The organism is Paenibacillus sp. NPDC056933 (assembly GCF_042674385.1).
In the GTDB taxonomy this organism is placed as follows: Bacteria; Bacillota; Bacilli; order Paenibacillales; family Paenibacillaceae; genus Paenibacillus.
Genome location: NZ_JBHUQN010000002.1, coordinates 821,498 through 840,149, shown reverse-complemented (window position 1 = coordinate 840,149; position 18,652 = coordinate 821,498). Strand labels below are relative to the sequence as shown.

Here is an 18,652-nt window from a genome sequence, read left to right as displayed (position 1 = left end):
TTAAGCAAAGAGGAGGGGATCTCATGAGCCAAAAGGTTGCGATCGTAACCGATAGCACCGCAGATATACCGGAAGAATTGATCCGTAAATACGGGATTCATATTGTTCCGCTGCGTGTTTTGTTCGGCGAAGAAGCTTATGCGGACGGCGTTGATCTGACTTCGGAACAGTTCTATGCAAAATTGGAGAAGGCATCTGTGCTGCCTACAACCTCACAGCCTTCTCCCACCGACTTTATGAGTATCTATAATTCACTGTTGGATGAGGACCCGGAGCGACCGATTGTCTCGATTCATTTGTCTTCCGGCATGAGTGGGACCTATCAATCGGCACTGCTCGGCAAATCATTGCTGGAACGTGAAGGCGATATAACGGTACTGGATTCGAAGTCTGCATCCTATGGATATGGTTTATTGGTTGTACAGGCTGCAGAGCTTGCCGAACAAGGCAAATCAGCTGCGGAAATTGCTGCTGCTGTAGCTGCCATGCAGCAGAGCCGAAAGCTGTTTTTTCTCGTAGATACATTGGAGTATTTGCAGAAAGGCGGTCGGATTGGCAAGGCTGCGGCCATTTTGGGAACATTGCTGAATATTAAACCGATCTTGTCTATTGATGAGGAAGGCGTTATTTACGCAGTGGAGAAAGTCAGAGGTCACAAAAAAGCCATGGCACGCATTATCGAGCTGTTTCAGCAGGATCTGGCGGGTCAACGTGTTAATCTGGCGGTAGGTCATACCGCAGACCCCGGATCAGCGATTGCTTGTGCAGAGCAGTTGCGTGGGCACTTTACACTGAATGAAGTGGTGTATACCAATATTGGAGCCGTCATTGGCAGCCATGTTGGGCCAGGCGTAATTGCCATCTTTATGTGGCCTGTTCCGGAATGAGGGATTAGACATGAAATGGGAAGAAATATCGGTTAAACAAATTAGCGGCGTGAGTGCTCTCAAAGAGGGAGAGCTTCACGCCTTTGGCATCTCTACTGTAAAAGACCTGCTTGAATACTATCCGTTCCGTTATGAGGACTATCGCCTGCGTTCGCTCAGCGAAGTGAAGGATGGGGACAAAATTACGGTGCAGGGTAAAGTGATGGGCATCCCGGTGTTGCAGCGCTACGGCAAAAAGTCACGCCTTACCTGTAAGGTGATGACGGAAGAGTGGATGATTTCAGCCACCTGGTTTAATCGGCATTTTCTAAAGGATCAGCTTACGCCTAACCGGGAGATTGTCATAACCGGGAAATGGGAACAAAAGCGTATGCAGATGACCGTAACGGACTCGGAATTCCCGGATAAAGGGGAAGGGCGTTCAGGCACGCTGCAACCCGTGTATTCCGTAACCGGCAAGCTTACGCAATCCTGGATGCGCAAAACGATTAATCAGGGCTTAGTTCAATTCGGGGACATGATTCCTGAAATCCTGCCTCAAGCACTCATGAAGAAATATGGATTCATGCCTCGTAAACAGGCGATTGCCGGGATTCATCGCCCGCAGGATAACCGGGAAGGCCAGCAGGCCAGACAGCGGATGGTGTATGAGGAACTGTTTTTGTTTCAACTCAAGATGCAGGCTTACCGGGCATTGAACCGGGATCGCATGGATGGTGTCGTGCATACAACGGATAATACGACGATTCGTGAGTTTGTTCGCAGTCTGCCGTTTGAATTGACCGATGCCCAGAAGAAGGTAGAGCTTGAAATTCTGCATGATATGCGTTCACCGTATTCAATGAATCGGTTGCTGCAGGGAGATGTAGGCTCAGGTAAGACGGTTATTGCGGCGATTGCACTGTATACAACCGTTCGTTCCGGGTTTCAGGGGGCTCTGATGGTTCCTACGGAGATTCTGGCAGAACAGCATATGCGCTCATTGCAAAAGCTGTTTGAACCTTTTGGCGTCACTGTGGGGCTGCTGACGGGCAGTGTGAATGGACGCAAGCGCAAAGATCTGATCGCATCCTTGCAGATGGGGATGATCGATATCGTGGTGGGTACACACGCGTTGATTCAGGAGGATGTATTTTTCCGTGATCTGGGTCTTGTCGTAACGGATGAGCAGCATCGCTTTGGTGTGAATCAGCGCAGCATTTTGCGGCGTAAAGGGTACAACCCGGATGTGTTAACGATGACGGCTACGCCCATTCCGAGAACGCTGGCCATCACGGCTTTTGGTGATATTGAAGTGTCCACCATCTCGGAACGTCCCAAGGGGCGAATTCCAATCTCGACGTACTGGGTCAAGCATGACATGATGGACCGGGTTCTTGGCTTTATTTCGCGAGAAGTGGACCAGGGGCGACAGGCGTATCTGATCTGTCCGCTTATCGAAGAATCAGAAAAGCTGGATGTACAGAATGCGATTGACCTGCATATCCAGATGCAGCAGAACTTTCCGAAGTACCGCGTCGGTCTGCTGCATGGACGGATGACGGCTGCCGAGAAGGAAGAGATGATGCGTGACTTTTACAGCAACGAAATTCAGCTTCTGGTTTCCACAACGGTTGTGGAGGTCGGGGTCGATGTACCCAACGCAACGCTGATGGTCATTATGGATGCGGACCGCTTCGGTCTGTCGCAGCTGCACCAGCTTCGTGGCCGGGTCGGCCGGGGCGCTCATGCCTCCTATTGTGTGCTCATTGCCGACCCCAAGACAGAGGTGGGGCAGGAGCGCATGAAGGTCATGACGGAAACGGAAGATGGATTCGAAGTATCGCGTCGAGATCTGGATTTGCGGGGACCGGGAGACTTCTTTGGTACAAAGCAAAGTGGATTACCCGAGTTCCGGCTTGCTGACATGGTGGCGGATTTTGCCGTATTGGAACAGGCGCGCGATGATGTATCCAGTTTGATTGCGGACACCAGCTTCTGGACGTCTGTTGACTACGCTCCTTTACGTGATTTTTTGCAGCAGCAGCAAGTATTCCAGGGTGATCTGATCGATTAATTGGTGCTGTGGATGGTGGTATTCCACATTTTCCGTGGGAAAATGTCAAGTGTACAGGCCCTTCTGTCATATGAATAAGAAGTGAGTTCATTATTCAGGAGGTGCTGTACGTTTTGGGTTATCAACAATATGGAATCAGTCCGCAGCTGGTGGAGCGGATCAAAACGAAGATGAAAAATCCCGCTGTCAAAGAGCGTATCAAAAAGCTGATAGATGGGGTTACCAAGTCTGATTTGCAGGATAAGGCCAAGGTGAGAAGACTGGTCAAGTCGTCAGCGGTCATTTTGAATGAGAATTTTTCTACGGCTCAGGAGGAACAATTCGTTGCTTTTGTTCTCGCGCAGAAGATCGATCCGAACAATACGTTTCATTTGATTAAGCTGTGGGGCATGTTTAGGTAGGGATTCGATGTAATGTTGGGTGGGTTAAAATGAACTACAGGGTGTTACACGTGGCCACTACGAGTGCAGTACCATCTTTCGATCGCTGTTATCCCCGGATTTTTTTGAATTACCCTTTGAAGGGGTAAAATCCGGGGATAAAGGCGAGCGCTTCGCTTCTCCAGATTGGTTCTGCACTCTCCGTTACTGTGTTGCTGGGAGTTCATTTTATAAAACCAAATTACATCGAATGTGTTTGAAGTAATTTCAGGTAAGGGCGGTCCAAAGTCAGAAAGATGACTTATGGACCGCCCTTTTTAACGTTAAAGCCAGGGACAAGTCTTGTGGCAGCTTCCCGGTTGAATTTTCGTTGCATGATATCTAAAAATACTGTACCTCAACCCATAAACAAAATGTACCATTCCTCCAACTATAATGAGTAAGTACCAAATTGTAAGCGATTACAAATAGAGGAGGGTTAACATTGACTTTGACTAGAGGTTTCAAGCAGAAGATGGGCGGCAAAGTGATTGCCGTCATCACCGTGGTCAGTCTGACATGGGGGTCCTGGGGAGCCATGCCACTATCAGCATCTACGACAAGTACGTTAAAGTTCCAAACTCAGCAGGGAGGTGTCTTTGACGGGATGCCATTATTCGATGGCGTGCCAGAGCATCTGGATGCATACGTAGACACCTATTTCGAATACACTGGCCTCGAAGGTCCAGCCGTTTATGTGACGGGTTCGCGAAATCATTACACATTAACACAGGGGAAACATGCGGGCAAGGTCATTCCAGGCGCGTTATCTGCTGCTGATAATGTTCAGGGTGTTTCGACCGATTTTCCTGCCCTGATTGGCATGGGACAGAGCTGGAACAAAGAGCTTTTGTCCGATATCGGTGAAGTGATGGGTAACGAGAAAATCAGTAAATTGAAGGTCAAGCAAGGTGAATCCAACATCCACGGGGGCAACGATCCTTCCCTCAGTGTTGCGTTCACTGTTGTCAGCGATATGCGTATCAATCCGCTTAGTGGTCGCTTCGATGAAGGGTTCTCTGAGGACCCGAATATGGCCGGGGTCTTGATCGATAAGATGGCCTCGGGGCTTAGCGGAATCGACCAGTCCACCAGTGAAAATGGATTCTGGATGAGAGCCGCGGTGGGTACAAAGCATTATTCCGTCTATAACGCACAGTGGTTCAGGCAGACGGCGAATAACAGCGCAAGCGCGCGTTCGTTGTTTGAGTACCAAACGAGAGCCGCGCTCCCTGGGTTTGAATCGGGTGCGCTGGCGGGCACGATGACATCTTATGGACGGACAAACGGCATTCCAAACATTCTATCTCCTCTTCAACTATTGGCCAATATGGATGCGAAATATGGCGTATACAGTTCACCTGATTTCAATGGAGATGCGATCGTGTCCAACGCGAACCAACTTGGAAACGGGTATGACGACCGCTATGCCGTGGACCGCGGTCATGCAACGGTTCTCATGGCGCTTGCCCAGGCGAATGCGGGTCGGCCGTCAGGGACAACACCTGCGGATGTAACCGATCTGGTGGCGCTCGTGGAGCAGGGGGAATATGGAATTACCGAGGAAGAGCTTATAGAAGCAGCCAGACCACATGTAAACCAGCTGGTGCGTTTGGGGATTTTTAATGAAACCGATGATCAGGGCATACCGCAAAACTATCCTTTTGCCCAGGAAGCAAGGGACGTCAGAACATCTCCGCCTTCCGATTATAACCAAATGAACCATCAGGAAATAGCACTTCAAGCGGCACAGGAGAGCGTTGTTTTGTTGAAAAATGACGGCACACTTCCGCTGGAAAAAGGAAATGACGTTGCTGTTACAGGGGTGTATGCTGACGCACGCTTCAAGACGACGTATTCAGTTGGCACGACACCTGCGCTGGAAAACTCCGGTGAATCTCCACTGCTCTCCATCATTAAAATGAATGGTAGCAGTAACGTAAACTATGCTCCGGGAAATGAAGTCATTGCACTAACCTCTAAAGCGAATCAACAAACGGTCACGGCGGACGTGTATAGTCCGAATGTAGGCACGGAGGGAGCGCAGCTCATCACAACTGCGGATACGCCAGATGAGGCCGACTCATCCCACTTGTTCCGTGTGTACGATTGGGGTCAAGCGGGTTCAAGTTTATTGTCGCTGTATAATCAGCGTTGGGTGACTTCCCCTGCGACAAATCATGCAGCAGTTGGCAATACGGATCGTACCAGTCTGAATCTGACGAACAACGATTGGAGCCTTCCTGAGATGATGGGTGACACGAGTGCCATACCGCCAACACTGCGAATGGAAAGCAATGAGGACGGATCATTGTCCATGGTTGCCAATGGGTACCGAACGGGTTTCTCCGGGGACTTTACTAACTGGTATTACGCCAATGGACGCTTCATCAAGGTAGATGATACGGGTAAGCTCGTAACAGCATCATCTCCACTGGGTAGCAAGGATAATGCTGCAAATCGCCCGGACGAGGCGAAGTTTGAGAAGACCGTTGTGAAGAGCGTGGGCGAAGAGGCAGCAGCAAGAGCCACAGAGGACGATTATGCCATCGTATTTGTTGGAGCAATTCCACGCCATAGCGCAGGCGAGGGCAATGACCGCTCAAGCCTAGATATGGGTGAAGCTGATTATGAACTGGTCGAGAAAGTGTCTGCTGCCTTTGCAGCCGAAGGTAAGAAAACCGTTGTCGTGGTTAAATCGAGCTTCCCTGTAAGCATGGAACGCATTCATAACAACCCCAACGTCTCAGCGATCGTCTACCAGCCATATGGCGGTCAATACGATTCGTATGCTCTGGCCCAGGTGTTGTACGGAGATTACGCGCCGACAGGCCGCCTGACGTCCACATGGTATGCAGGCATGGATGCTTTTCCATCTATTAGTTCTTATGTCGTACCGGAAGGGAACTCTACTGGACTTGACGACATCGACCCGCGATTTACGGTTGATATGACGAATGCAGACCCCATTGAATCTGAGTTGACTTATATGTATACGGATGCCAAGGTGACCTATCCGTTTGGCTACGGATTATCATATGCTGATTTTACGTACGATTCCCTGACCGTACCGTCTTCTGTTACGGGAGACGAACCTTTCACGGTGTCGATCCGAGTAAGCAATACAGGAGATGTGGCCACTTCCGAGGTCGTGCAGCTGTACGCCCGTAACGGGAGTTCCGCATACGGCGCATATGCGCCCAAAAAGAAACTGGTGGCATTTGAGAAGGTCCATTTCGCTCCGGGTGAAACAAAAGAAGTCCTGTTGCAGGTCGATCCACAAACGCTGGCATTATGGGATGTGAATCGGAGTGGATGGATCGTCGAACAAGGCAGTTATGACTTCATGATTGGGACCTCGGCTGGGGATGCAGACGTGCAAGCGTCGAAGGCATTAAGCATTGGTGGGAAGTCGGTTGCGACCTTATCCCTTACCCAGCCCATAAATGTATTTGATCATGCGTTTGCTTCGAACGAAGTAGTTTACCACGAAGTATCCAAGGGACGCACGGCAGCCCAATTAAAAGCCAAAGTGATTGTTGGAGGCTACTACGCAGTTCGGTCCAAACAAAATGGATCGTGGATCGCGTTGCCTAAGGCTGACCTGACAGGTGCGCAGAAGGTGAAGGCATCTGTCGCATCCAATGTACAGGGAGGCACGATCTCATTGCATGCGGATGCGCTCGATACCGTACCGCTTGCTGTATGGAACGTACCGGTGACAGAACCTGTCTCCTACAAGATTAGTAATGCTAACGTAACGGTCAAGGAATTAGGATACGTTGACGTGGAGGTTGATATTTCTGCTGCTGTGAGCGGCGTGCATGATCTGTATCTGGTGTTTCATGAACCGGATCTTCGGATTGACGGTTTGTCATTTACGTTGAAAGAACCGGGAACGAACCCAGGAAGTCCAGGCACAAATCCAGGAACGAATCCTGATTCGCCAAGCACGCCTGGATCAGGTAGTGTTGGAACTCCTGTTAAGCCACCAGCATCCGGGTCCGAGACTGAAGGCCAAACGGATTCGGAAGACAATGTTTCTGCTGTCGTGACGGTGCAAACGGGAGATGTTGCTGATCTAGCTAAGGCAGCGAGTATCCGCTCACCTGGCACCCGGGTCATCGGCGATCCATGGAACGTATCCATCAAAGATAAGCAGAACACGTATGTCATTGCAACGCTGCCTGTTAACGATGTCGTAGCTGCAAACTCCACAACAATCGCATACGTTGGGGCAGGAGGCCAACTTACGCCGGTGCCCGGCGTGTTGACCAAAGACACAAACGGAAACAAGGTATGGAAAGTACTGCTAAACCAAGGAGGCACCTACGTTGCTATTCACTCCCTCCGCGAATTTGTTGACGTTAAACCTTCGGCCTGGTATGCCAAAGACTTAGCCAAAGCCAACAGCTTGCTGTTGATCAATGGCGTATCGGAACGCCGCATGCAACCCCAGGGAACGACAACATCAGCCCAAACGTTGATGGCTGCCTTGAATGCGTTAGGCATTGAGCCAGGGGGAGCGGCAGCAAACGAGAAGTGGTTTGATCCGATTTTGCGAGCCTCCAAGGAATATGGCTTAATGGAAGAAGGGCAGTACCTGCCGAATTCTCCAATGTCACGTGAGGACATGGCAATGGTGCTCGTTCGTGCACTGAACTTGTCTGGAGTGGATACGAAACTGCCGGAAGCAGAGGTTGAATCATGGCTGGAAGATTTTAAGGATCAGGCCCAGCTGACACCATATAACCGGGCAGTCATGGCAACGGCCATTCAGCTTGGTATATTCCAAGGTACGCCGGATAAACTGCTACAACCACAGAGCACCCTTACACGGGCACAACTTGCAACTGTCATTGTCCGTGTGCATGACCGGATAGTAGAACGGCTGGATCGCTAAGAACCACAACAACGAAAACAAGGAACTGGGCCATCATGCATGGCCTGGTTCCTTGTTGTTTGCGGTGAAGGATTTGTGTTGCTTTCGGTATTCCTCTGGGGTCCAACCGGTCAATTTTTTAAACACTCGAAAAAAATATTTTGGATTGTCGTAACCCAGCTGTTTGGCAACCCGGTAGATTTTATCGTCTGTGCTCGTTAAGAGCTGCTTGGCTTGCCTGATCCGTAGTCGGTTTACGTAATCAGTAAAGTTCTCGGATGTCTTTTCTTTAAATAAATAACTGAGATAACTCGGGTTCAGGTAGAACAGGGATGATACCCATTCCAGCGTTAAATCCTTGGTATAGTGAATCTCAATATATGTCCTGACATTATCGATCACTTGATCTGATGCATAAGGGTTATCTTCCTTAAGCAGAAGAGCTGTTCCCGTTAGCACCTTTACCATATAATTCCTAATGCACTCCATATCGAACGATACGTTCAGGACGGCCTCCAAGCTGGAAGAGGCGCTACTGTTACCTCCGTTCTGGATATAGTTACTCAGCAGTCGTTTGGTTTCCGTAATAATGTCTCTGCACTGCTCTTTCAGGTGGGAAAGCAAGGCGTCAGGCTGACGTATGTAGAAGGCAAAGAAATCGGTGAGGAGCTCTTCCACCTTCGGCACATTCCCGCTCTCTATAAAAAATAACAGTTCATACGTTCGAGTCCACTTCAGTTGATGTAAAGGAATTTGCTCCTGTGAAAATACGTAACATTTGCCGAAATCGGTAATGGCTCGTTCGTCCAACGCAAGGATCGTTTGATGGTGAGCTTCTCGGACGCCACCAATGCCTGTATGCGGCAAGCTGATCCCCACACAACAATCCGTAGTTTCGGATTTGGACAAAATTATATTCGCTGTTTGTGCCGCCATTTTCTGCAAATTCAGGTGGCCTGTGCTACCCAGATCATGCATCAGGAAAAACAGTAGCTGATCCGTTTGTGGATGAGGAATGTACAGGCCATTCGAAAAGGTAGGTAGTTGATGTGCTGTAAGCGGTTGAGGACCATAAATCGTCAATAAAATGAACTGGTCAGATGCCATGATGTCGGCAAATTCCGCAGAGCGAAACACAGGTGTTTTGACGGAAGAATGGGGAGCGAGCACATAATTCAGGAAGGTTTGCATGTCCGCATCCCTTTTCATCTGCTCCGTTTCCACTTCTCTTAGAACGACTTCCCGCTGAAGAGAGCGCTCCTGTTCGATGGCATGGATGGCTTGGTTAAGCGTACCGTGGATCTCGTCCCGGCTAAAAGGTTTCAGCAGGTAATTTACAACTTTCGCAGCGATTGCCTCTTGCATGTAATCAAAATCAGTATGTCCGCTAATGACAATTAACTTGATGTGCGGATATTGCTGGCATACTGTCCTGATCAATAGCTTGCCGTCGACCTCAGGCATGCGCATGTCCGTAAAGATAATGTCCGGCTTGAACGATTCAATCATAGCCAAGGCATCTGCACCGTTATCTGCTTCGCCTAAGAGCTTAAGCGAGTGATCAAAAGTCCCAATTTTTTTCAACAAGCCTTTGCGAATCAAGGGCTCATCGTCCACAACGATATACGTGTACATCTCTTTGGTCACCTCTTTTCCCAATTGGCCGGAATTTCGAGTGTAATTCGAGTTCCTGTATTCAAATCGGTATGAAACGAAAGGCCGTAACCCTCTCCATAATACAAAGCAATTCGTGAATGCACGTTTTTGATGCCGATGCTCTGTTTATGCCTTTGACCAACAGCGACGAATTCAGGTGGCTGCTGCAGCAAATGTCGAAGTTCCTCTGCTTGTGTTGAGGACATGCCAACGCCATCGTCCCAGATCTCGAACACGATGCTGTCCCCCTGAAACAAACCGGTAATGGTGACGGAACCCTTCCCACGTTTGTTCTCCAACCCGTGATAGATGGCATTTTCCACAAGTGGCTGCAACAGAAGCTTCAGCATGCGACGACTCCGAATTTCCGGGTCCACATTGAGGTTGAACGCGAACTTGTCACCATACCGAATCTGCTGGATGGCCATGTAGTTCTCTACATGCTGAATTTCTTCGCTGACCGCGACCAGCTCGCTGTCCGTTTTGATGCTGTAGCGGAACATGTCCCCGAGGGACTTGGTCATCACCACAATACTCTCTACTTCTTCGATCTCGGCAATGCTATTAATCGACTCCAGCGTATTGTAGAGAAAATGGGAGTTGATCTGTGCTTCCAATGCCTTCATTTGGGAGTCCAGCATCAGGATCTTATTCTGGTAACTCTCTCGGATATGCGTATCGATATCTTTCATCATTTTATTGAACTCATGGTAAAGGATTCCAATCTCGTCTACTTGCCTCGTTACTTGAGGCTTGATGGTCACAAAACGATGAGATTTGGTTTTACGCATCAGTTTGGTCAATTCGATGATGGGTTTGGTGATCAGGTTGGACAAGAAAAAGGAAAGTAGAAGGAAAATGACGGCACAACTTATGGCCACGTAGAACAGCAACTTTTGCGAGATATTGTACTCCTCATACAGCCGATCCATAGAGATGTTGGCAATCACGTTCCAATTGCGGCCGGGAACCTTCTGGATTACCGTCATCATGTTATCTTGGATGGATTTGTACTGTGAATTGCTGCCGACTTGGTGAGTTGCCGCAGCCAGAGTATCGGAAAGAGGAGTGCTAACTCTACTTCCGTCGCTGGAGTACAAGATCTCGCCAGCGTCGTTCGCCAGATATAGATTGGACAAGCTTGGTGCCGGATTACGTTTTAGACCGTCAAAAATGTTCATACTGCAATCCAGCATAAACACGCCTAGGAACTCGTTGTTGTTGGGATCGTAGAGAGCTCTGGAGAAGCCAATAGATTCCTTGGCATTAATGATGTAAGGTTTAATGCCAACTTCACCAATATATAAATCTCCTTTACGCTCTATCGTATTCAGATACCACTCATCGCGAAGTGCGACATAATCGAGGCGTAGGTCTGTGCCGCTACTGCCATAGCTTATCCATTTGCCATCTGGTGTGAAAAGGTACAAACCATTGATGTAATTGTAGCCAAGCAGAATGTTTTCAAAGATCAATTTCAATTTGCTGCGGATCATGAAGATTTCATATTGATCGTTGGTACCGTTCAACTTGATTAGTTCATCGCTCACAGTACTGTAAGCGGTTGCATTGGAAGACTGCTGAAGGAGTGTGACGGAGATCCGGTCGATGTTCTGCAAAATTTCCTCCATGCTCTTGACCGAATTACCTATAGTTGTCGACGTCACGAGAGAGGTCTGCTCATTCACCAGCTTCGTGTAACTGCGATAGGAACTGACAGAAACGACGATAATTGGCACGATCGATACGAGGACGAGGACCAGAAAAAGTTTAGTTTTGATGTTGAACAGAATCATACGTGCTCCTCCCGCCATTTGTCAATTCTAAAAATAGTGCACCATACGAGCCAAAGCAAATGCACTTTTGCCCGCCGTATGATGAGAATGTGCACAAAGCAAGAATAAACATGAATTGGGGGAATGACAAGATGAAAAAAAGAAAACGACTGTGGTCCCTGACTTTGGTACTCCTCATGATGTTTCTGAGCGCATGTAGCTCCAGTAGCCAGGAGGGGAGCGGTACAGATGCCAACAACGGAAGTACAGATGAGTCAGAAAAGCCAATTACGTTAACGATGATGCTATCGGGAAACAAGGCGTCTGATGGAGAGGATTTCGAGTTGGAAACCTTGCCGCGTCTGGTAAAAGAGAAGTTTCCGAACATTACCCTTGAAGTGCAGAAATTGCCTGATGATCAGTACAATACATCCGTACGTACCAAGCTTGCGGCTGGACAGGGGCCGGATATGTTCTTGATTTTTCCAAAGAATGCAGCTGGCGGCGTCAATGATTTTGCAAAGGCAGGATTTGCTGCTGATCTATCCGATCTGAAGTTCTGGGACAACATCAGCCAAGGCGCGAAGGCGGATATGTCCTATGAAGGAAAACCTTATGGAGTAGCCAAAGGGCTAGACTTCCTGGGCGTTTATTACAATAAGGAGTTGTTACAACAGGCAGGATATTCCGAGTTTCCGAAGGATTGGCCTTCGTTTCTGGAGTTGTGTCAAAAGCTGCAGGCATCAGGCGTAACGCCAATTGCGATGGGTGACAAAGACCCTTGGATGATTCAATTCGGGATGTATCCGATTGCTGCCAATGTTGTCTATCCAAATGAGATGGATTTTGATGTAAAACTCCAGAAAGGCGAAAAATCGTTGACTGATCCCAAGTGGGTTCAAACGATCTCCAAGTACAAAGAGCTCTATGACAAGAACTATGTGGTGAAAAACTCCCTTGGCATTGGTAGTGCCCAATCTGCACAGTTGTTTATCGATGGGCAAGCAGCAATGACCTTTACGGGAACATGGGACTATGCCTCCATGGTTTCCAAAGGCGCTGCCGAATTTACTCGCGGATTCGCCTCATTGCCAGGTAACGAGCCGGAACAGCCGGTGTTTGTGTCTGCTGCGACATCTGCGGGATACGCTTTGAACGCCAAATCGGCAAACCTGGATGCAGCCAAGGAAGTACTGAACTACCTGTTCGATGGTGAATCAGATCTGTTCAAGGCATTTGTGGAAGCCAACAGTTCCATCAGCGTGTATAAGGACGTAAAACTTGAAAATGAATTGTTCAAGGAAGTGAATGACAACTATCAACAAACTGGAAATTCCGTCTACTTCAGCAACCAGATGTGGCCAGCCGGAGTATCGGATGTCATGCAGGCAAAGTTTGCCGAGATTATCGCTGGACAGAAAACAACGCCAGAAGATGTGGCAAACGCCATGGAAACCAAGTTCAGAGAACTGTGGAAAAACTAGAAAAAACGATGCTGTCTGCTGTAAGGGGGAGAAAGGTTGTCCTTCTTCCCTTGCCGCAGGCCCTCTTGGAAAGGATGGAGCAGGATGAGCTCTACTGTAATGAAAAAGTCCATGTACTGGTTTGCCTTGCCGGCATTGATCTTCTACCTGACCTTCTGGATCTTCCCGATCCTGCGGTTGTTCCAGTACAGCATAACGGACTATAACGGGTACGCCCAAGCCTATAACTATATCGGTCTCGACAACTATAAGGAATTGTTTCGCAGCGACATCCTGGGCATTTCATTGAAAAATACACTGATCTATACGTTCGTCACCGTCATAGCTGGCAATATCATCGGTTTGGCAATGGCTCTGCTGTTAAACATGAAAATAAGAGGAACCGGGATTTACCGTTCCCTGGCGTATATTCCCACATTGTTCAGTGCGATCGTCGTCGGATTTTTGTGGAGTTATGTCTATATGCCCGATTACGGACTGATCTCTTCCTTTCTCGATAAACTGGGTATCGCAAACGAACTGAATTTCCTGGGTGATTACTCGACCGCGCTGTATTCGATTATCTTCGTGGAAATTTGGAAGACGATCGGAACGACAATGATTATCTTCCTTGCAGGACTACAGACTGTTCCGAGCGACCTGTTGGAAGCCGGGCGGATTGATGGCTGCGGCTCCTGGAGATTGCTGCGACATGTGAAGATTCCATTACTGGCAACAGCGATTACAATCAACGTGACGTTAAGTTTAATCAATGGACTCAAAGCGTTCGACTTCCCGTTTATCATGACAAATGGCGGTCCAGGCACGGCTACCAACACGCTGATTTATACCATCTACAAGATGGCATTTACCGAACAGCTCTTTGGTAAAGCTTCGGCTCTTGGCGTCATTTCCTTTGCCGTGATTATCGTCATTACCGCTGTGTTTGTACTAAAAATGAACAAACGGGAGGTGTCGGCATGACGCTTCGTAAAGTTTTGGGGAAAGGGTCCGTTCAGGTCGTCGTCTTGTTGGTGATGGCGTTAAACCTGATTCCGTTAATTATTGCCTTTTCGACATCACTCCGAGATCCAAGCAATAACACGAATCCGCTGGTCCTGTTCCAGGATATGTCCTTTGCAAGTTACAAGGCTGCCTTTGACCGCATGCACTTTCCGGAAGCGCTGTGGAACAGCATGGTGTTAACCGGCGTATCGGTCGTGTTCGTTGTCCTGTTTGCGGCGATGGCGTCCTACCCTATGGCCCGACTGAAGACAAAGCTGAGCAAGTTCATGTATTTGTTTTTTTTGTCCGGACTCGTGGTCCCTGCGCAAATGGTATTGATACCTATTGTACAAATGATTAATGCGCTACATATTCCAACGAATCAATATACGCCTATTTTCATGTTCATTACGTGCAGTCTGCCGTTTTCAACTTTCCTGTACACGGGCTTCATTCGAAGCGGTGTACCTGAGGAGGTAGAAGAAGCAGCACACATCGACGGGGCTGGATTATTCCAACGTTTCTGGACCGTGGTGTTCCCCTTGCTCATTCCGGTAACGGTTTCGGTCATTATTACGCAAGGTGTATGGATCTGGAACGATTATTTCTTCAATATGATCTTTATTTCCAGCGCAGGAGATTCACCGTTACCGCTGGCCATGCTCGGATTTTTGGGTGATCAGCAAAATCCCACGCAGTGGAATGTCCTGTTTGCAGCGTGCTTTCTGTGCGCACTGCCGTTGCTGCTGGCGTTTTTGTTCCTGCAAAAATATTTTATCGGTGGCATGACCGTTGGGGCGGTCAAAGGATAAGGGGGCATTGTAATGCGTGAAAAAGTAATCAACACAGCTTGGCTGGATAAAGCGCAAGGGATGATTCCGGAGCTTCACCAGCAAAAGGTTTATCCACAACATATCGTGAGTGCAGTTCCGGATGCGGCGGCTTTTCAGGGATGGCGTATCGAGACAATTGGCGCAGCGGAACACTTGTCCGATCAAGTGCTGTGCAAAGGAGACAGTGTCACGCTGGATTTCGGGGAGCATCTCGTCGGCTACCTGACCTTGTCGCTTCTTAACGAGCGTAGCAATGCAGATGCACCCCTCAGATTGAAGCTCACATTCGGAGAAATGCCTTGTGAGGTGGGTGAGGATTTTGCAGAATATTCGGGTTGGCTTAGCCGTTCGTGGCTCCAGGATGAGATCGTTAATGTGGACGTATTACCCGGCACGCTAACCCTAAACCGTCGCTATGCCTTTAGGTACCTGAATGTCGAGGTGGTAGAAACGTCGATCCGTTACGATATTCGAATTAACGATATATATTGCATGACGGTGACCTCAGCAGACATGGAGATGGTACCACAATTGCCAGAAGGTATTGACCCGGAGCTGGCAGAAATGGATCGTGTGGCCGTGGAGACGCTTCGGGATTGCATGCAGACGGTATTTGAAGACGGGCCGAAGCGCGATCGTCGGTTATGGATCGGAGATCTTCGCCTTCAGGCCCTCGTCAATTATGAAACCTTTGGCTGTAATGATCTCGTCAAGCGCTGTCTATATCTCTTTGCCGGAACAAGATTGGAGGGCGGCCAAGTAGGAGCCTGTTTGTACGAGCAACAGGAACCGTACGTGGACGACATTTACCTATATGACTATGCGTTATTCTTTATTGCGACGTTATGGGACTATTTTGAAGCTACCAAGGACAGGGAAACGCTGAAAGAACTCTGGCCGGTGGCTCGAGAACAGATTGACATTGGGCTTAACCGGCTCGATGCGCGGGGCATCGTACGGGATGACGATACGTGGTATTGTTTTCTGGACTGGCATGAAGAATTAAATAAACAGGCGGGGGCTCAGGCAGTGCTCATCTATAGCTTGAAAAAGGGAAGGCGGATTGCCCAGGAGTTGAGGCTGCCGGAGCATGAGGAATGGATTAACACGCATATCAAAGACGCTGAGCAAGCAGCTCTCACACATCTGTGGGATGGTGAACAGGGCTTTTTCGTCAGTGGTGAAAAAAGACAGGTATCCTGGGCATCGCAAGTGTGGATGGTTCTGTCTGAGATCATGGATGCTCCCGCTGCCCGGCAATTACTTGATCGGTTACCCGGTAAAGGCGAAGCTATTGGTATGACCACGCCGTACATGGTACATCATTATGTTGACGCATTGATTATGTGCGGGGAAGCAGGGAAGGCACTGGAGCAGATCCGAAGGTATTGGGGCGGCATGCTGAAGGATGGAGCGGACACTTTCTGGGAGCTCTACGACCCGGACGACAAAACGTATTCTCCTTATGGCAGCAATTTGGTCAACAGTTATTGCCATGCTTGGAGCTGTACGCCAAGTTATTTTATAAGGAGAAACTTTTCATAATCATGCTGATATGGGCGTACGATGTCGGGCGAGTCGAATAAAAAAATCGCCATCTTGGTTTTCTATCATGAGGTCAGCCAGAACATTCTGGTTGGCCTTTTTACCTTTTGCAGTTCCTGCTTTTATCTCATCATGTTCTAACAAAAAAATGTGGTTGCTAATCAGGATGCCATAAATACTAAATTTAAATTGTATTATAAGGTACTGTTTCGATTATGCAGTGTTCAACAATCAGTACGAGAATCGAAATACTGAAGATAATTCTCAGAATGCGAGCAGATGATCGCTTAGCGTGTCGCTATCCTTTTGCATTTCATTTTCACAGGATCGACTTTGCTTTCCTCCTATTGGAGCGGTAAACTGTTGCATACGAGCATATATGGATTTCAAGGTGAGGAAAACGCTGCTGCGATGAGGGCGTTATTTTTGACGGATGTGGAGGAAGTCAGATTGACGGAGATGTTTACGATGCTGCTGGGGTTGTTTGAACGGGCGGCACTGCTGATTATATTTTTATTCTTTCTGTCGAGGGTACCTCGGTTTAGACAGATTTTGCAAAAGGGAAAATTGAGATGGCAGGAGTACATTGCGGTTACGTTGTTATTCTGTGCATTTGCCATCTTTGGCACGTATACCGGCATTAATGTGGAAGGTTCGCTGGTGAATGTGCGCATTATTGCGATCATGTCTGGCGGCATTCTGTTTGGAGCGCCTGTGGGCATCATTACGGGGATTGTCTCCGGGGTGCATCGGTACTTGATCGATATGGATGGCGTTACGGCGATCCCGTGTCTGATTACGAGTATCCTTGCAGGTCTGGTCTCCGGGTATATACATAAGTATACGCCCAAGTCGAAGCGTTGGATGATCGGTATTGCCGCCGGAATGGTCTGTGAAGCACTTACGATGCTGCTTATCCTGCTGTATTCCTATCCCGACCCACTGGGTGCCGATATTGTCTCGAAGATTGCGTTGCCGATGATATTGGGTGAGGCGAACATTGGGCTGATCGTTCTGCTGGTGCAGAGTGTGGAAGGGGAAAAGGAAATGATTGCGGCTCGTCAGGCCAAGTTGGCGCTGGAAATTGCCAATAAGACCTTGCCATACTTCCGTTCCATTGATGAGGACTCTCTGCGGACAATCTGCCGGATTATTCAGGAGGACATTCAGGCCGATGCGGTTGCGATTACGGATACCCGAAATGTACTGGCTTATGTGGGATTTGGTGAGGAACGGTATCACATCGGCAATGAAATTATTAGCGAGATGACGAAGAAGACAATCTCCAGCGGAGAGATTACGATCAGCAATGATGTAATTGACGAAAAAACGCCGGATATCCACTCCCTCCTCATCATTCCGCTCAAAGAGCGGGGCGAAGTGACGGGTGCGCTGAAAATCTATTACCGTAAAGCGTACAAGATTACGTATCCGTTGCAAACGATGGCTGTGGGCCTGTCCCAGATTATCTCCACCCAGATGGAAGTATCACGTGTGGAGGAGATCAAGGCTGCGGCCAATAAGGCGGAGCTGCGTGCATTGCAGACCACAATCCATCCTCATTTTCTATTCAATGCGCTGAACGCCATTGCTTCATCGATTCGCACCAAGCCGGATCGGGCGCGCGAACTGATTGTGAATCTGTCCGGATATATGCGCTATAATCTGGAGTTGTCGGATGAACTTATCGATATTCACAAGGAGCTGGAGCAGGTCCGCAATTATGTGGAAATTGAGAAGGCACGTTTTGGCAGCAGGCTTAACGTCATTTATGAGATTGATGAGGTAGCTGTGCATATCCCAAGTCTGGTCATCCAGCCCCTTGTGGAAAATGCCATCATTCACGGTATTCTCAAGGTCAAAGGACCCGGAACCGTACGGATTCGGGTACAGGACTATCCTGACTTTGTGCGAATTGGTGTCAGTGATACAGGTGCAGGGATTGGAGCGGATATTATTGAGCAGGTATACCATGACCGGATGCCGGGCAACCAGATCGGGTTGTACAATGTGCATCGGCGGGTGAAGCTCATTTATGGACAAGGATTAACGATCACCCGGCTGGAGCAAGGCACCGATATTTTATTTGATGTACCCAAAGGAGATGCAGTGACAAGGTGATGAATGGCCA

The 18,652-nt window shown here is 48.5% G+C and carries 11 protein-coding genes; 9 read left to right on the top strand and 2 right to left on the bottom strand.

Annotated elements, in window-relative coordinates:
- The first annotated feature begins 23 nt into the window (after positions 1 to 23).
- The 4 genes from ACFTRD_RS18680 (at position 24) to ACFTRD_RS18665 (ending at position 8,265) form a co-directional block, all read left to right on the top strand.
- Entirely contained in the window at positions 24 to 887 is an 864-nt protein-coding gene (locus ACFTRD_RS18680) for a DegV family protein (RefSeq protein ID WP_192268704.1), read from the top strand.
- Positions 888 to 897: 10 nt separating this feature from the next.
- Positions 898 to 2,943 (top strand): ATP-dependent DNA helicase RecG, encoded by a 2,046-nt coding sequence (gene recG, locus ACFTRD_RS18675; protein WP_379382591.1) that lies wholly within the window; start codon positions 898 to 900, stop codon positions 2,941 to 2,943.
- A 113-nt stretch (positions 2,944 to 3,056) separates the two neighbouring features.
- Positions 3,057 to 3,344: a stage VI sporulation protein F gene (locus ACFTRD_RS18670; protein ID WP_109998615.1), complete on the top strand. Its 288-nt coding sequence runs from the start codon at positions 3,057 to 3,059 to the stop codon at positions 3,342 to 3,344.
- A 463-nt stretch (positions 3,345 to 3,807) separates the two neighbouring features.
- A complete protein-coding gene (locus ACFTRD_RS18665) occupies positions 3,808 to 8,265 on the top strand; it encodes a glycoside hydrolase family 3 C-terminal domain-containing protein (RefSeq protein WP_379382589.1) in 4,458 nt (1,485 codons plus the stop codon).
- A gap of 33 nt (positions 8,266 to 8,298) precedes the next feature.
- Here the strand turns inward: ACFTRD_RS18665 and ACFTRD_RS18660 are convergent, their stop codons facing one another.
- Together ACFTRD_RS18660 and ACFTRD_RS18655 are read right to left on the bottom strand one after the other, a co-directional pair.
- Complete coding sequence (locus ACFTRD_RS18660) at positions 8,299 to 9,879, bottom strand: response regulator transcription factor (RefSeq protein ID WP_379382587.1); 1,581 nt, start codon at positions 9,877 to 9,879, stop codon at positions 8,299 to 8,301.
- Between the two features lie 8 nt (positions 9,880 to 9,887).
- A complete protein-coding gene (locus ACFTRD_RS18655; RefSeq protein ID WP_379382585.1) occupies positions 9,888 to 11,696 on the bottom strand; it encodes a sensor histidine kinase in 1,809 nt (602 codons plus the stop codon).
- A gap of 131 nt (positions 11,697 to 11,827) precedes the next feature.
- Between ACFTRD_RS18655 and ACFTRD_RS18650 the strand changes: the two genes are divergently transcribed.
- The 5 genes from ACFTRD_RS18650 (at position 11,828) to ACFTRD_RS18630 (ending at position 18,642) form a co-directional block, all read left to right on the top strand.
- Positions 11,828 to 13,159 (top strand): ABC transporter substrate-binding protein, encoded by a 1,332-nt coding sequence (locus ACFTRD_RS18650; protein WP_379382583.1) that lies wholly within the window; start codon positions 11,828 to 11,830, stop codon positions 13,157 to 13,159.
- An 84-nt stretch (positions 13,160 to 13,243) separates the two neighbouring features.
- Positions 13,244 to 14,122, top strand: coding sequence for a carbohydrate ABC transporter permease (locus ACFTRD_RS18645; protein WP_145322808.1), 879 nt, complete (start codon positions 13,244 to 13,246; stop codon positions 14,120 to 14,122).
- On the top strand, positions 14,119 to 14,955 hold the full coding sequence (locus tag ACFTRD_RS18640) for a carbohydrate ABC transporter permease (protein WP_379382581.1): 837 nt from the start codon (positions 14,119 to 14,121) through the stop codon (positions 14,953 to 14,955). Before ACFTRD_RS18645 ends, ACFTRD_RS18640 begins: the two co-directional genes overlap by 4 nt.
- A 12-nt stretch (positions 14,956 to 14,967) precedes the next feature.
- Positions 14,968 to 16,521: an alpha-L-rhamnosidase-related protein gene (locus ACFTRD_RS18635; protein ID WP_379382579.1), complete on the top strand. Its 1,554-nt coding sequence runs from the start codon at positions 14,968 to 14,970 to the stop codon at positions 16,519 to 16,521.
- A gap of 468 nt (positions 16,522 to 16,989) precedes the next feature.
- Entirely contained in the window at positions 16,990 to 18,642 is a 1,653-nt protein-coding gene (locus tag ACFTRD_RS18630; protein ID WP_379383119.1) for a LytS/YhcK type 5TM receptor domain-containing protein, read from the top strand.
- Positions 18,643 to 18,652 lie beyond the last annotated feature (10 nt).

What these genes read in the sequence shown, in the direction of transcription:
- ACFTRD_RS18680 (WP_192268704.1), top strand. Translation starts at nt 24, where the DNA reads ATGAGCCAAAAGGTTGCGATCGTAACCGATAGCACCGCAGATATACCG.
- recG (WP_379382591.1), top strand. Translation starts at nt 898, where the DNA reads ATGAAATGGGAAGAAATATCGGTTAAACAAATTAGCGGCGTGAGTGCT.
- ACFTRD_RS18660 (WP_379382587.1), bottom strand. Translation starts at nt 9,879, where the DNA reads ATGTACACGTATATCGTTGTGGACGATGAGCCCTTGATTCGCAAAGGC.
- ACFTRD_RS18655 (WP_379382585.1), bottom strand. Translation starts at nt 11,696, where the DNA reads ATGATTCTGTTCAACATCAAAACTAAACTTTTTCTGGTCCTCGTCCTC.
- ACFTRD_RS18650 (WP_379382583.1), top strand. Translation starts at nt 11,828, where the DNA reads ATGAAAAAAAGAAAACGACTGTGGTCCCTGACTTTGGTACTCCTCATG.
- ACFTRD_RS18645 (WP_145322808.1), top strand. Translation starts at nt 13,244, where the DNA reads ATGAGCTCTACTGTAATGAAAAAGTCCATGTACTGGTTTGCCTTGCCG.
- ACFTRD_RS18640 (WP_379382581.1), top strand. Translation starts at nt 14,119, where the DNA reads ATGACGCTTCGTAAAGTTTTGGGGAAAGGGTCCGTTCAGGTCGTCGTC.
- ACFTRD_RS18635 (WP_379382579.1), top strand. Translation starts at nt 14,968, where the DNA reads ATGCGTGAAAAAGTAATCAACACAGCTTGGCTGGATAAAGCGCAAGGG.
- ACFTRD_RS18630 (WP_379383119.1), top strand. Translation starts at nt 16,990, where the DNA reads ATGCTGCTGGGGTTGTTTGAACGGGCGGCACTGCTGATTATATTTTTA.